Annotated in this window: 11 protein-coding genes; 5 read left to right on the top strand and 6 right to left on the bottom strand. The window is 70.5% G+C overall.

Going from position 1 to position 13,443, the window contains the following annotated elements; genetic code table 11:
* Positions 1–75 precede the first annotated feature (75 nt).
* The 4 genes from gabT to K377_RS33065 all read left to right on the top strand — a co-directional run bounded on the left by gabT (position 76) and on the right by K377_RS33065 (position 6,104).
* Positions 76–1,410, top strand: coding sequence for a 4-aminobutyrate--2-oxoglutarate transaminase (gabT, locus tag K377_RS33080; RefSeq protein ID WP_111667296.1), 1,335 nt, complete (start codon positions 76–78; stop codon positions 1,408–1,410).
* 258 nt (positions 1,411–1,668) lie between these two features.
* Positions 1,669–2,313 carry a phosphatase PAP2 family protein gene (locus K377_RS33075; protein ID WP_309252255.1) on the top strand — a complete coding sequence of 215 codons (645 nt, stop codon included), beginning with the start codon at positions 1,669–1,671 and terminating at the stop codon, positions 2,311–2,313.
* A gap of 43 nt (positions 2,314–2,356) precedes the next feature.
* On the top strand, positions 2,357–4,813 hold the full coding sequence (locus K377_RS33070; protein ID WP_237551749.1) for an McrB family protein: 2,457 nt from the start codon (positions 2,357–2,359) through the stop codon (positions 4,811–4,813).
* A gap of 4 nt (positions 4,814–4,817) precedes the next feature.
* Complete coding sequence (locus K377_RS33065; protein WP_111667293.1) at positions 4,818–6,104, top strand: McrC family protein; 1,287 nt, start codon at positions 4,818–4,820, stop codon at positions 6,102–6,104.
* Here the strand turns inward: K377_RS33065 and K377_RS33060 are convergent.
* Positions 6,101–7,924, bottom strand: a complete 1,824-nt coding sequence (locus K377_RS33060; protein WP_111667292.1) for a chitinase — start codon at positions 7,922–7,924, stop codon at positions 6,101–6,103. The genes K377_RS33065 and K377_RS33060 overlap by 4 nt on opposite strands.
* A 128-nt stretch (positions 7,925–8,052) precedes the next feature.
* Positions 8,053–8,514 carry a hypothetical protein gene (locus K377_RS33055; RefSeq protein WP_111667291.1) on the bottom strand — a complete coding sequence of 154 codons (462 nt, stop codon included), beginning with the start codon at positions 8,512–8,514 and terminating at the stop codon, positions 8,053–8,055.
* A 146-nt stretch (positions 8,515–8,660) separates the two neighbouring features.
* Between K377_RS33055 and K377_RS33050 the strand changes: the two genes are divergently transcribed.
* Positions 8,661–9,038 carry a DUF4440 domain-containing protein gene (locus tag K377_RS33050; RefSeq protein ID WP_111667290.1) on the top strand — a complete coding sequence of 126 codons (378 nt, stop codon included), beginning with the start codon at positions 8,661–8,663 and terminating at the stop codon, positions 9,036–9,038.
* An 11-nt stretch (positions 9,039–9,049) separates the two neighbouring features.
* Here the strand turns inward: K377_RS33050 and K377_RS33045 are convergent, their stop codons facing one another.
* The 4 genes from K377_RS33045 to K377_RS33030 are packed head-to-tail and all read right to left on the bottom strand — an operon-like array spanning position 9,050 to position 13,402.
* The gene (locus tag K377_RS33045; protein WP_111667289.1) at positions 9,050–10,468 is read right to left on the bottom strand and encodes an FAD-binding oxidoreductase; all 1,419 of its coding nucleotides are present in this window, start codon (positions 10,466–10,468) and stop codon (positions 9,050–9,052) included.
* Positions 10,469–10,506: 38 nt separating this feature from the next.
* Positions 10,507–11,304 carry an ABC transporter permease gene (locus K377_RS33040; RefSeq protein WP_111667288.1) on the bottom strand — a complete coding sequence of 266 codons (798 nt, stop codon included), beginning with the start codon at positions 11,302–11,304 and terminating at the stop codon, positions 10,507–10,509.
* A complete protein-coding gene (locus tag K377_RS33035) occupies positions 11,304–12,233 on the bottom strand; it encodes an ABC transporter permease (RefSeq protein WP_111667287.1) in 930 nt (309 codons plus the stop codon). Before K377_RS33035 ends, K377_RS33040 begins: the two co-directional genes overlap by 1 nt.
* On the bottom strand, positions 12,230–13,402 hold the full coding sequence (locus tag K377_RS33030) for an ABC transporter ATP-binding protein (protein WP_111667286.1): 1,173 nt from the start codon (positions 13,400–13,402) through the stop codon (positions 12,230–12,232). Before K377_RS33030 ends, K377_RS33035 begins: the two co-directional genes overlap by 4 nt.
* Between the last annotated feature and the right edge of the window lie 41 nt (positions 13,403–13,443).

Below are 13,443 nucleotides of genomic sequence, written 5' to 3'. Positions count from 1 at the left end.
GGAAAGCCCCCGTACATCCCGGCGAAACCGGACCTGAGCCCGGTGACACGCCCTCTTCACCACAAGGAGCCCCGCATGAGCGACATCCCGCAGGAGCGCCGCGTCGTCACCGCCATCCCCGGCCCGAAGTCGCAGGAGCTGCAGCAGCGCCGCCTGGCCGCCGTCGCCGCGGGCGTGGGCTCCACGCTGCCGGTCTTCACCGCCCGGGTGGACCGCGGCATCATCGAGGACGTCGACGGCAACCGTCTGATCGACTTCGGTTCCGGCATCGCCGTGACCTCGGTCGGCGCCTCCGCCGAGGCCGTGGTCCGCCGCGCCTCCGCCCAGCTGCAGGACTTCACCCACACCTGCTTCATGGTCACGCCGTACGAGGGTTACGTGGAGGTCGCCGAGGCCCTCGCGGAGCTGACGCCGGGCGACCACGCCAAGAAGTCGGCGCTGTTCAACTCCGGCGCCGAGGCCGTCGAGAACGCCGTCAAGATCGCCCGTGCCTACACCAAGCGCCAGGCGGTCGTCGTCTTCGACCACGGCTACCACGGCCGTACGAACCTGACGATGGCGCTGACCAGCAAGAACATGCCGTACAAGCACGGCTTCGGCCCGTTCGCCCCCGAGGTCTACCGAGTACCGGTGGCCTACGGCTACCGCTGGCTGACCGGCGAGGAGAACGCGGGCGCCGAGGCCTCCGCCCAGGCGATCGACCAGATCACCAAGCAGATCGGCGCGGAGAACGTCGCCGCGATCATCATCGAGCCGGTGCTCGGCGAGGGCGGCTTCATCGAGCCGGCCAAGGGCTTCCTGCCCGCGATCCGCCAGTTCGCCGCCGACAACGGCATCGTCTTCGTCGCGGACGAGATCCAGTCCGGCTTCTGCCGTACCGGCCAGTGGTTCGCGTGCGAGGACGAGGGCATCGTCCCCGACCTGATCACGACCGCCAAGGGCATCGCGGGCGGCCTGCCGCTCGCCGCCGTGACCGGCAGGGCCGAGATCATGGACGCCGCGCACGCGGGCGGCCTCGGCGGCACCTACGGCGGCAACCCGGTGGCCTGCGCCGGTGCGCTCGGCGCCATCGAGACGATGAAGGAGCTCGACCTCAACGCGAAGGCGAAGGAGATCGAGTCCACGATGAAGGCCCGCCTGACGGCGATGCAGGAGAAGTTCTCCGTCATCGGCGACGTGCGCGGCCGCGGCGCGATGATCGCGATCGAGCTGGTCAAGGACCCGGCGACCAAGGAGCCGGACGCGGCGTCCACCGCGGCGATCGCCAAGGCCTGCCACGCCGAGGGCCTGCTCGTCCTCACCTGCGGCACCTACGGCAACGTGTTGCGCTTCCTGCCGCCGCTGGTCATCGGCCAGGATCTGCTCAACGAGGGCCTCGACATCATCGAGAACGCTCTTGCCGCGCTCTGAGCGGAGCGGCGGTCGGAGCATGTGAAGAAGGTGTGGGGGCCCCATGGCAGCTTGTCGAACCGGCTGTTGTGGCCCCCATTCCCTGACGTACGGTTTCCGCAGATGAGAGAAACACCCCGCCCGCAGGGAACTGCGGGCGAATCCGGGTCGGAGCCTCCCCAGCCCCGCCCTGGTCGTGCCCTCGCGCACACACCCGGAGCCTCCGGCTCCGGAACTCCTCACCGATCGGACGGTCGCCCGCCCCAAACCCCCCGGGGCGTGCGGCACGCCGATCAGATCGGGCGTCTCGGAGCTACCCCCCCTGCTCCGGGGCGCCCGGCCACTTTTCTGGCCGCCTTCGCGGCAGTCCTCTTCGCGGTCCTCACCTGGCAGGTGGCGACGACCGGCCCGCTCCTCTCCCCCGACGAACACCTCGGCACGACGATCCGCACCAGCGCCATCCCGTCCGGCCCGGCGGAGTTCTTCGCCGACCTCGGCAATCTCCAGGTCGCCCTCCCGGTCCTGGCCGCCGTCCTCGCGTACACCACCTGGCGCACCCACGACTGGCGCCCGGCGGCGATCTCCCTCCTGACCATGGCCCTGGTCCCGGCCCTGGTGACTCCCCTCCAACACCTGCTGGCCCGCCCCGGCCCACCGCCGATGGCCCCGGCGACGGGCTTCTACCCGTCGGGCCACGCGGCGACGGCGGCGGTGGCGTACGGCTTGTGCGCGCTGCTGCTCCGCAGGCGCGAACTGGTCTACGGGTGCGCGGTGTTGAACCTGGGCGTCGGCATCGGACTCGTCCGGCAGGGATATCACTGGCCGGTCGATGTGATCGGCAGCTGGTGTCTGGCCGTTCTGCTGATCACCGGGCTCGCCCGGCTCCTGGCGCGATACGGTCGACAGCCGGACGGGGACGGTTGACGGAGGCGGGGAGCACATGACGGGCGGGCAGGAGCGGTCAGGCTTGACCGAGGAGCGTACGGTCGTGGCCTTCGAGGGCCGGGAGTACGCCCTCACCCCGTCGCCGGGCGAGGTGATCCTGCCGCTGCACGGGCAGTTGATCCACCACGATCCGCGGTGCCGCCATCTGACCGACGCGCACACCCTGCCCCGGGCCGCCGACCCGGAGCGGCTGATCTGGCGGCGCCTGATCGATTCGGCGCCGACCGAGGACAGCGTGGGACGCGCCGCGTTCGCCCGGGAGAAGGGGCTGCTCAACGGCCAGGGGCGCCCGGTCACCGGAGTATGCGGCTGCGTCCTCGAATCGGTCACCGCCGCACAGGCCGAGGGGCTGCGTCCGTGGCCGCTCGCCGACGCGCTCGCCGCGTTCGACCGCGACGCCCACGAGAAGGTCCTGACGGAGGCGGAGGCAGAGGCGGCCGGGATCCGGGAGGCGTTCCCGCTCGCCGAGTGGCCCGCTCTTCCTCTGGCGCGCTACGCGCTCGGACAGGGCGACAGCGCCACCACCAAGCCGTACTGCTACCTCGTCGAGTTCGGCAGCAACGCGCTCGGCAGCATCGCGGGCGGCTCGGCGATGAAGCACCTCGTCTTCCGCCGCAAGGACGGCAGTTGGTGGCACGACCCGCGCTATCCCGACGTCGAGACGGCCTGGCAGGCGGTGCGGTCCGGGATCGTCGAGGCCGTGGCGGCGGCCCGCGACGGACGCCTGTCGGACATCGACTCGATCGACGCGGTCCGCTCGGGACCCTCCCTGATCGCCAAGACCCTCTCGGTGTACGCGCCCGAGTCCACGCTTCCGGTCTACACGGGCGACCTCGTACGCCACTTCCTGCACCGGCTGACCGGACAGCCCGCGCCGCGTCTCGAACGGTTCGCGCTGCAGGCGAGGCTCAAGCAGGTGATCGACGCCGACGAGCGGTTCGCGGGCTGGCCGCCGCGGCTCGTGGTGCGGTTCCTGTACTGGTGGGCGGATCCGAACCGGACCCGGCAGATCGTCAAGATCGCCGCGGGCCGGGATGGTGAGGTGTGGGAGCAGTGCCGCGCGGGCGGGTACATCGCGGTGGGCTGGGACGCGGTCGGTGACCTGCGCGAGTTCGCCGACAGGGACGAGTACACGGCTGCGTTCCGCGAGGCGTTCGGCTCCGAGTACAACAACTTCCAGTCGAAGGTCTCCGCAAAGGCGAACGAGCTCTGGAAGCTGCTGAGCCTGCGCCCCGGTGATCTCGTGGTCGCCAACACGGGGGCCAGTCAGGTCCTTGCCGTGGGCCGGGTCACCGACGAGGGCTACACCTGGCGCCCCGACCGCGCCGACCACCGGCACACGGTCTCCGTGGAGTGGGACGACAGTTGTGCGGGCCGGCTGGCCCAGCCCGAGGGCGCCTGGGCGACGGTGACGGTGAAGGACGTGCCGGCCGCGACCTGGAGGCGGATCAAGGACTTGCGGCGGGCGGAGACACCGGCAGCGGCCGTGCGGCAGGACGAGGTTCCCGCCCCGCCGCTGGACCCGCTGCTGCAACGCATCACCGAGGGCCTCGACCGGCGCGGCCAGGTCGTGCTGTTCGGTCCGCCGGGCACCGGAAAGACGTACACAGCACTGAACTACGCGGTGCGCGGACTCGGCGAGGTCAGCGGACTGCCCGGCCTCGACCCGTACGCGGAGCCCGGCTCCCCCGGCTACGAGGCCGCGCTCGGCACGCTATTGGAAGCGGGCCTGCTGACCGTGGTCACCTTCCATCCCAGCTACGGCTACGAGGACTTCATCGAGGGGTTCCGGCCGGTGCCGGGCGCCGGGGGCACCGGGCTCGCACTCGACCTGGTCGACGGAGTCTTCAAGCGTGTCTGCACGACCGCGGCCGCGGACCCCGCACGCCCGTACCTGATGGTCGTCGACGAGCTCAACCGGGGCGATCTCCCCAAGATCCTGGGTGAGTTGATCACCCTGATCGAGCGGGACAAGCGCGGCCGCACGGTCACGCTGCCCCTGAGCGGCAAGCCGTTCGCCGTTCCGCCGAACGTGCGGCTCATCGGCACGATGAACACCGCCGACCGCTCCATCCGGATGCTCGACGCGGCCGTCCGCCGCCGCTTCGCGTTCCTCGAACTCCTCCCCGACTCCACTCCGCTGGAGGGCTGTTACGTCGATCAGCTGCACCTCGCCGAGATGCTGGACGCCCTCAACGAGCGCATCCGCACCCGCCTCGACCGCGAGAAGCAGATCGGCCACGCCTACTTCCTGCCGGGCGGCGCTCCGGTGGACTCGGCGGCCGAACTCGCCGCGATCGTGCGGGGCGAGGTGCTGCCGCTGCTCCAGGAGTACGCGTACGACGACTACACGCTCCTCGCGTCCTTCCTCGGCGAAGAGCTGGTGGACCGCGACAGCCACACGCTGCGCGAGGTGGAGGACGAGACGCTGATCGCCGCCCTGTACAAGGAGTTCCAGGTCAAGGACCAGGCGGAGTAGGCCGGTGCGCGTCCTTGTCCTGCGCGAGTACGGGAGCGCGGAGTTCGACGGGGTCCGGCTCAGCGCCGCGGACCGGCGGGCCGTCGCCGACGAGCGGTTCGCGCGCCGCCTGCGGGTGCGCGAACTGGCGGGCGGCCGGATCGAGGTGAGCGCGGGACAGTACGTCGGCGTCGTCTCCCTGGACGGCTGCGAGATCCGGGTCGAGCCCAAGTACCTGGGCACCGGCCTGGACGTGCTGCGAATGCTGCACATCGCGGTCGGCGCAGCCCCCGACGCCCTGGCCGCGCGGCGGACCTTCACCCACGGGGCACCGCATCTGCGGGATCTGGTGGCCCTGATGGTCACCGCGCATGCCGAGCGGCTGCTCGCGCGAGGCGTGCGCCGTGACTACGTGCGCCGCGAGGCGCCGCTGCCCGCCGTCCGCGGGCGGCTCCTGCCGGACCGTCAGCTGCTGCACCACTACGGGCGGCTGGACCGACTGGCCTGTCGCTACGACGACTTCGACACCGACATCGTGGACAACCGGGTGTGCGCGGCCGCGACCGATCTCGCGGCCCGCACCACCTCGTCGCTCGCCGTCCGGGCGCGCGCCCGCCGGGTGGCGGCCCGCTTCGCCCAGTACGCGCCGACCCGCCCGGCCGACGTGCGCGAGGACCTGGGACGGCTGAACCATCACCGGCACAACGAGCACTACCGCACCGCCCACTTCTGGTCGGCGCTGCTGCTGACCGGCGGCGGCCTCGACGACCTCTTCGGCTCCGGGCCGCTGGCCGCACGGGCCTTTCTGATCGACATGAACGAGCTGTTCGAGCTGTTCACGACCCGTTTGCTGGCCGAGGCCGCGGAGGGCACGGGTCTCGCGGTCGAGGGCCAGTCCCGGCACACCCACGTCCTGTGGAACGAGCAGTCCGCCCGCCCCTACAGCGAGGTACGCCCCGACATCCTGATCCGCGGCGGCCCGGACGCACTCCCCTTCGTGCGCCCGGTGGACGTCAAGTACAAGCTGTACGACACCCGGAAGGTCTCGACCTCCGACCTGTACCAGGCGTTCCTGTACGCGCACGCCCTGGCCCGCGACCCCGGCGACGCCCCGCCCGCCTGCGTGCTGCTGCACCCGGGCGGGGCGTCGGGGAACCGCGCGGCCGTGGCCGTACGGCGCTGGGACGGGACCGTGTCGGCGCGCGTGCGCCCGGTGCCGCTGGACCTGCCAGCGGCCCTGGGCGCACTGGAGTCACCGCGGCGGGCGGAGTTCCTGTCGGAGCTGCTCGCCGAGGTGACCCGGCGCGACTAGCTGCCGAAGTACGCGTCGAAGTTCTTCTGGAACTCCCAGTTGTTGAACCGGTCCCAGTTCACCGACCACGTCATCAGACCGCGCAGCGTCGGCCACGTGCCGTGGGTCGTGTACGAGCCGCAGTCGGTCTTCTTGGTGAGGCAGTTCAGGGCCTTGTTCTGCTCGGCCGGGGAGACGTAGCCGTTGCCCGCGTTGGTGGAGGCCGGCATGCCGATGGCGACCTGGTCGGGGCGGAGCGGCGGGAAGACGTTGTTGGCGTCGCCCGCGACCGGGAAGCCCGTCAGGAGCATGTCGGTCATGGCGATGTGGAAGTCGGCGCCGCCCATGGAGTGGTACTGGTTGTCGAGGCCCATGATCGGGCCCGAGTTGTAGTCCTGGACGTGCAGCAGGCTCAGGTCGTCGCGCATGGCGTAGATGACCGGGAGGTAGGCGCCGCAGCGCGGGTCCTGGCCGCCCCACTTGCCGCTGCCGTAGAACTGGTAGCCGTTCTGGACGAAGAAGGTCTCCGGGGCCATGGTGAGGACGAACTTGTCGCCGTACTTGGCCTTCAGGGTCTTCAGCGCCGAGATCAGGTTGACGACGACGGGCGTGGTCGGGTTCTTGAAGTCCGTGTCGCCCGTGTTCAGGGACAGCGAGTGGCCCTCGAAGTCGATGTCCAGGCCGTCGAGGCCCCAGGTGTCGATGATCTTCGAGACCGACGAGACGAAGGTGTCGCGGGCCGCCGTGGTGGTGAGCTGGACCTGGCCGTTCTGGCCGCCGATCGAGATCAGCACCTTCTTGCCGGCCGCCTGCTTGGCCTTGATGGCCGCCTTGAAGTCGGCGTCCGACTCGACGTTCGGGCACTCGGTGACCGGGCAGCGGTTGAAGCGGATGTCTCCGGAGGTCACCGAGGTCGGCTCGCCGAAGGAGAGGTCGATGACGTCCCAGCTGTCGGGGACGTCGGCGAGGCGGGTGTAGCCGGCGCCGTTGGCGAAGCTCGCGTGGAGGTAGCCGACGAGGGCGTGGGCGGGGAGGTCGCCGGAGCCCTGGTTGCCGCCGCCCGAGCTCTGCGCCGTGGTCGCCGTGACGGCGGTCGACTTCGAGGACTCGCCCGCGTCGTTGAGCGCGGTGACCTGGAGGCTGTAGGCCGTGGCGGGCGTCAGGCCGGTGAGGGTCGTCGACGTGCCGGTCACGGTGCGGGACTTGGCGCCGTTGACGTAGACGGCGTAGCTCGTCGCGCCGGAGACGGCGGGCCAGGACAGGGCGACCGAGGTGGCCGTCACGGTGCCCGTCTTGACGCCGGTGGGAGCGGCCGGGAGGACGGGGGCCTCGCCGCCGGGGCCGATCAGGCTGATGTCGTCGGCGGTGTAGGCGGGGGTGCCGTACCAGCCGTGCGTGAAGAGCGTGACCTTGGTGGTGGACGGGCCGGTCGTGAAGGTCGTCGACAGCTTCTGCCAGTCGGCGGCCGACTGGGTCCACGTCGAGACGTCCGTGGTGCCGGTGCCGGTCGCGCCCAGGTAGACGTAGCTGCCGCGGACGTACCCGGAGAGCGAGTACGTGGAGCCCGGCTTCACCGTCACGGTCTGCGTGCACTGCGCGTTGTCGCCCGCGGTCGGCGTCCCCTGGAGGGCCGACGTGCCGCTGTGCGTGGGCGAGCTGACGGTCTTTCCGGTGCCGGCCGAGCACGTCCAGCCGTCGAGGCCGGACTCGAAGCCGCCGTTGCGGGCGAGTTCGGTGTCGGCGGCGTGGGCGGGCGCGGTCAGCGCGGTGAGGCCGGCGGCGGCGAGCGCCGCCGCCGTCACGGCGGTCAGGAATCTGCGGGGTGGTCCGGTACGGGCCATGACTGCCTCCGGGCGTGGCGGGGGAAGGGGCACGGTGGAGCGGAGTGCGCCCAACTTGGTCCAGACCAATTGAGTTGTCAAGGGTTCGCGAACCCCGAGATCAACTTGAGTCCCGCCGAACCCCTCGCCTACTCCCCCGATTCCCGCGCCAGTTGGGCCGCCGCCTCGTGCATCGCGAGTTCGAGGAGCGCCGGATCGGTGAGTGTGCCCTGGCCGTCCGGCGGCACCAGCCAGCGCACGCCGCCGGTGGCGCGGCCCGGGTAGGGGACCACGATCCAGGTGCCGTGACCCGCGCCCCGCACCCCCGTCCCGAGCCAGCGCGCGACCGTGCCCGCGGGGACGAAGAAGCCCATCCGGGCCTCGCCGAAGTCCGCGAGGACCGGGCCGGGGCGGTCGATGACGCGGGTCAGGACGTCGAGCGTCGGATAGCCCAGCTCCCCGGGCAGGATCAGCACGTCCCACTCCTTGCCGGCGGGCAGCAGCGCCACCCCGAGCGGATTGCGCTCCCACTCCCAGCGGCACGCGTCCGGATCCGGCGCCACCGACACCAGCCACTCGACCGCCGACTTAGCCACGCCTGAGCCGGTCATGGCGGGACCTCCCTCTCGCTTCGACTTCGATGGTCACGAGCGAGAGCGGCCGGCGCCCCGCGCATTACGCGGGTTCGGCATCTTTCCTGGAGTGAACCGGATCACACGTCTCATCAGGGCGTACGCCGGTTCACTACGCTTCCGGCATGGAAGCCGCCAGAGAGGCACGGGAGCAGGTGCAGGCCGCGATCGACGGCGAACTGAGGCTGCTCGACCCGGAGGTGCGCGCCTCCGACGCGCTCGTGACCGCGCTCCTCGACCCGGAGTTCGTCGAGTTCGGGGCGTCCGGGCGGCGCTGGGGCCGGGAGACCGTCCTGGAGGCGACGGGCTCCGGAGGCATCACCGCCGAGGATCCCGTGGTCGTCACGGAGATGGCGGGCACGCTGCTCGCCCCCGGTGTCGTGCACCTGACGTACCACTCGGCGGACCACGGGCGCCGGGTGCAGCGCAGCTCCGTATGGCGCCGCCACCCGGAGGCCGGGTGGCGGCTGTACTTCCATCAGGGGACGCCCACCGAGGAGTGAGCGCCCCGGGCTCAGCTGTCGAAGCCGAGCCCCACCGCGTCCATCGCCTTCAGCCACACGTTGCGGCGGCCGCCGTTGTCGTCGGCGCGGGCCAGGGACCACTTGGTGAGCGCGATGCCGGTGTACGCGAACGGCTCGGGCGGGAACGGCAGCGGCTTGGAGCGGACCATCTCCAGCTCGGTGCGCTCCGTGCGCTCCCCCGACAGCAGGTCGAGCATCACGTCCGCGCCGAAGCGCGTCGCGCCGACGCCGAGCCCGGTGTACCCGGCCGCGTAGGCCACCTTGCCCGCGTGCGCGGTGCCGAAGAACGCCGAGAAGCGCGAGCAGGTGTCGATCGCGCCGCCCCACGCGTGCGTGAAGCGCAGGCCCTCCAGCTGCGGGAAGCAGGTGAAGAAGTGGCCGGCCAGCTTCGCGTACGTCTCCGGGCGGTGGTCGTGCTCGGCGCGGACCCGGCCCCCGTACGGGTAGATGGCGTCGTAGCCGCCCCACAGGATCCGGTTGTCGGCGGAGAGGCGGAAGTAGTGGAACTGGTTGGCCGAGTCGCCGAGTCCCTGGCGGTTCTTCCAGCCGATCTCCGCCAGCTGGGCGTCCGTCAGCGGCTCGGTCATCAGCGCGTAGTCGTAGACCGGGACGGTGTACGGGCGCACGCGCTTGACCAGCGACGGGAAGACGTTCGTACCGAGCGCCGCGTGCTGTGCGAAGACCCGGCCGTACGGGGTGCGGACGGCGACGCCCGAGCCGTTCGACGCGAGCTGCGTGGCCGGGGTGTTCTCGTAGACGCGCACGCCGAGGTCGAGGCAGGCCTGCTTGAGGCCCCAGGCCAGCTTCGCCGGGTGGAGCATGGCGACGCCGTCGCGGTCGTACAGGGCGCCCTGGAAGGTCGGCGAGTTCACCTGCTCGCGGGTCTGCTCGGCGTCGAGGAGTTCCAGGCCGTCGACGAGACCGGCCTCGCCCAGCTCCTCGTGGAACGCGCGGAGTTCGGCGGCCTGGTGCGGCTGGGTGGCCACGTCCAGTTCGCCGGTGCGCTCGAAGTCGCAGTCGATGGAGTAGCGGGCGACGGCCGCCTCGATGGCGTCGAGGTTGGCGGCGCCCAGCTCCTCCAGCTTCTTGATCTCCTTGGGCCAGCGGGTCAGCCCGTTGGCCGTGCCGTGCGTGAGGGAGGCGGCGCAGAAGCCGCCGTTGCGCCCGGAGGCGGCCCAGCCGATCTCGCGGCCCTCGACGAGGACCACGTCCCGGCCGGGGTCGCGCTCCTTGGCGAGCAGCGCCGTCCACAGCCCGCTGTAGCCGCCGCCCACGACCAGCAGGTCGCAGTGCTCGTCGCCGGTGAGGGCGGGGCGGGCCTCGGGGCGGCCCGGGTCGTCGAGCCAGTACGCGACCGGCTTGGCGTCGGCCAGTGATTGGGTCCAGCGATTCATGGCACCAGCGGCCATGATTCCAACTCCCTCAGAAATTACGGAGACCCTGTGGTTCAGGAACTCTTGTTCTTTCGCCTGCCGACCATCATTCCGGCAAGCACACACAGTACGGCGATCAGGAACATGGCCGTACCGATGACATTGATCTGAACGGGCGTACCGCGCTGCGCCGATCCCCATACGAACATGGGGAAGGTGACGGTCGAGCCCGCGTTGAAATTCGTGATGATGAAATCGTCGAAGGAGAGCGCGAAGGCGAGCAGGGCGCCCGCCGCGATCCCGGGTGCGGCGATGGGCAGCGTCACGCGCAGGAACGTCTGCACGGGACCGGCGTAGAGGTCCTGCGCGGCCTGTTCGAGGCGCGGGTCCATCGACATCACACGGGCCTTGACGGCCGTCACCACGAAGCTGAGGCAGAACATGATGTGGGCGATGAGGATCGTCCAGAAGCCCAGCTGAGCGCCCATGTTGAGGAAGAGCGTGAGCAGCGAGGCGGCCATCACGACCTCGGGCATCGCCATCGGCAGGAAGATCAGCGAGTTCACCGCGCCGCGCGCCCGGAAGCGGTAGCGGACCAGGGCGAAGGCGATCATCGTGCCGAGCGCGGTCGCGCCGAGCGTGGCCCAGAAGGCGATCTGGAGGCTCAGCGAGAGCGAGCCGCACATGTCGGCGACGCCGCAGGGATTCTTCCAGGCGTCGACCGAGAATTCCTGCCACTCGTAATTGAAGCGGCCCTTCGGCTTGTTGAAGGAGAAGACCGTGACGACGAGGTTCGGCAGGAGGAGATAGGCGAGCGTGACAAGGCCCGCGAGCACCACGAGATTACGGCGTATCCAGCGTACGAAGGGCATCAGACCAGGTCCTCCGTTCCGGAACGGCGAATGTAGAAGGTGACCATGAAGAGAATGGCCGCCATGAGGATGAAGGAGAGCGCCGCCGCCGTCGGATAGTCGAGGATGCGCAGGAACTGGGTCTGGATGACGTTGCCGACCATGCGGGTGTCGGTGGAGCCGAGCAGGTCCGCGTTGACGTAGTCACCGGTCGCCGGGATGAAGGTGAGCAGCGTGCCGGAGACGACGCCCGGCATCGACAGCGGGAAGGTCACCTTGCGGAACGTGGTGATCGGCGAGGCGTACAGGTCGCCCGCCGCCTCGTGCAGCCGGCCGTCGATCCGCTCCAGCGAGGTGTAGAGCGGCAGGACCATGAACGGCAGGAAGTTGTAGGTGAGTCCGCAGACCACCGCGAGCGGGGTCGCGAGGACCCGGTCGCCGTCGGTCATGCCGAGCCAGCTGGTGACGTCGAGCAGGTGCAGCGAGTTGAGGGTGCTCACGACGACGCCGTTGTCCGCGAGGATCGTCTTCCAGGCGAGCGTGCGGATCAGGAAGCTGGTGAAGAACGGCGCGATCACCAGCACCATGATCACGTTGCGCCAGCGGCCCGCGCGGAAGGCGATCAGGTAGGCCAGCGGGTAGCCGAGCAGCAGGCAGAGGATGGTGGCGAGGCCCGCGTACAGCACGGACCGCAGGAACTGCGGCCAGTACTCGGACAGCGCGTCCCAGTACGTGGCGAAGTGCCAGGTGACGGTGTAGCCGTCCTCCAGGGACCCCTGCTGTACGGAGGTGGAGGCCTGGTAGATCATCGGCAGCGCGAAGAAGACGATCAGCCAGAGCATGCCGGGCAGCAGCAGCCAGTACGGGACGAGACGGCCGCGCCGCTTCTGCTTGCGGGGAGCCGGCGCCTCGGACGGCGTCTCGGGCGCCTCGGTGAGAGTCGTGCTCATGCGTTCGCGTCCTCCGAGACCTTCTCCACGCCCGCCGCCGCGTCCTGGTCGGCGTCGAGGCCGAACGTGTGCGCGGGGTTCCAGTGCAGGACGACCTCGGCGCCGGGTGCGAGCCGGGCGTCCCGCTCGATGTTCTGGGCGTAGACCTCGAACGCGTCGCAGAGCGGGCTGTCGACGACGTACTGCGTGGAGACGCCGATGAACGACGAGTCCGCGATCCGGCCGGTGATGCGGTTGCGGCCGTCGGGGATCTCGGAGGCGTCGTCGGCGTGGGTGAGGGAGATCTTCTCGGGGCGTACCCCGAGCAGGACCTTCTCGCCGGTGGCGGTGGACGCGGCGGAACATCGGGCGCTGGGCAGCACGAGCTTGCCTTCGCCGGCCCGCAGGGTGAGGTCGTCGCCGGCCCGGCCCGCGATCTCGGCCTCGATGAAGTTCGAGGTGCCGAGGAAGTTGGCGACGAACGTGGAGCCCGGGTTCTCGTACAGGTCGGTGGGGGCGCCGAGCTGTTCGACGCGGCCCTGGTTCATCACGGCGACGGTGTCGGCCATGGTCATGGCCTCCTCCTGGTCGTGCGTGACGTGGATGAAGGTGATGCCGACCTCGGTCTGGATGCGCTTGAGCTCCAGCTGCATCTGGCGGCGCAGCTTGAGGTCGAGGGCGCCGAGCGGCTCGTCGAGCAGCAGCACCTTGGGGTGGTTGATGAGGGCGCGGGCGACGGCGACGCGCTGCTGCTGGCCGCCGGAGAGCTGGTGCGGCTTCTTGCGCTTGTGCTCGCCGAGCTGCACCAGGTCGAGCATGTCCTCGACCTGCTTCTTCACCGACTTGATGCCGCGCCGGCGCAGGCCGAAGGCGACGTTCTCGAAGATGTCGAGGTGCGGGAAGAGCGCGTACGACTGGAAGACGGTGTTCACGGGCCGCTTGTAGGGCGGCAGGCCGGTGACGTCCTGGTCGCCGAGCATCACGGTGCCGGTGGTCGGCTCCTCCAGGCCGGCGATCATGCGCAGCGTGGTGGTCTTGCCGCAGCCGGAGGCGCCGAGGAGCGCGAAGAAGGAGCCCTGCGGGACGGTGAGGTCGAGTGGCCGGACGGCCGTGAAGCCGTTGTCGTACGTCTTGCTGATGCCGGTGAGACGTACGTCGCCGCCGTGGTCGCTCTGAGGATGCGTCGTCATGGTGAGTCCAAGGAGTCCGGAGGAAGGGGGTGGGCAGCGGG

This window comes from Streptomyces sp. PsTaAH-137 (assembly GCF_003259365.1).
Classification (GTDB): Bacteria; Actinomycetota; Actinomycetes; order Streptomycetales; family Streptomycetaceae; genus Streptomyces.
This window is presented reverse-complemented; position numbering and strand designations above follow the sequence as displayed.

What these genes read in the sequence shown, in the direction of transcription:
- K377_RS33035 (WP_111667287.1), bottom strand. Translation starts at nt 12,233, where the DNA reads ATGAGCACGACTCTCACCGAGGCGCCCGAGACGCCGTCCGAGGCGCCG.
- gabT (WP_111667296.1), top strand. Translation starts at nt 76, where the DNA reads ATGAGCGACATCCCGCAGGAGCGCCGCGTCGTCACCGCCATCCCCGGC.
- K377_RS33030 (WP_111667286.1), bottom strand. Translation starts at nt 13,402, where the DNA reads ATGACGACGCATCCTCAGAGCGACCACGGCGGCGACGTACGTCTCACC.
- K377_RS33060 (WP_111667292.1), bottom strand. Translation starts at nt 7,924, where the DNA reads ATGGCCCGTACCGGACCACCCCGCAGATTCCTGACCGCCGTGACGGCG.
- K377_RS33055 (WP_111667291.1), bottom strand. Translation starts at nt 8,514, where the DNA reads ATGACCGGCTCAGGCGTGGCTAAGTCGGCGGTCGAGTGGCTGGTGTCG.
- K377_RS33040 (WP_111667288.1), bottom strand. Translation starts at nt 11,304, where the DNA reads ATGCCCTTCGTACGCTGGATACGCCGTAATCTCGTGGTGCTCGCGGGC.
- K377_RS33050 (WP_111667290.1), top strand. Translation starts at nt 8,661, where the DNA reads ATGGAAGCCGCCAGAGAGGCACGGGAGCAGGTGCAGGCCGCGATCGAC.
- K377_RS33045 (WP_111667289.1), bottom strand. Translation starts at nt 10,468, where the DNA reads ATGGCCGCTGGTGCCATGAATCGCTGGACCCAATCACTGGCCGACGCC.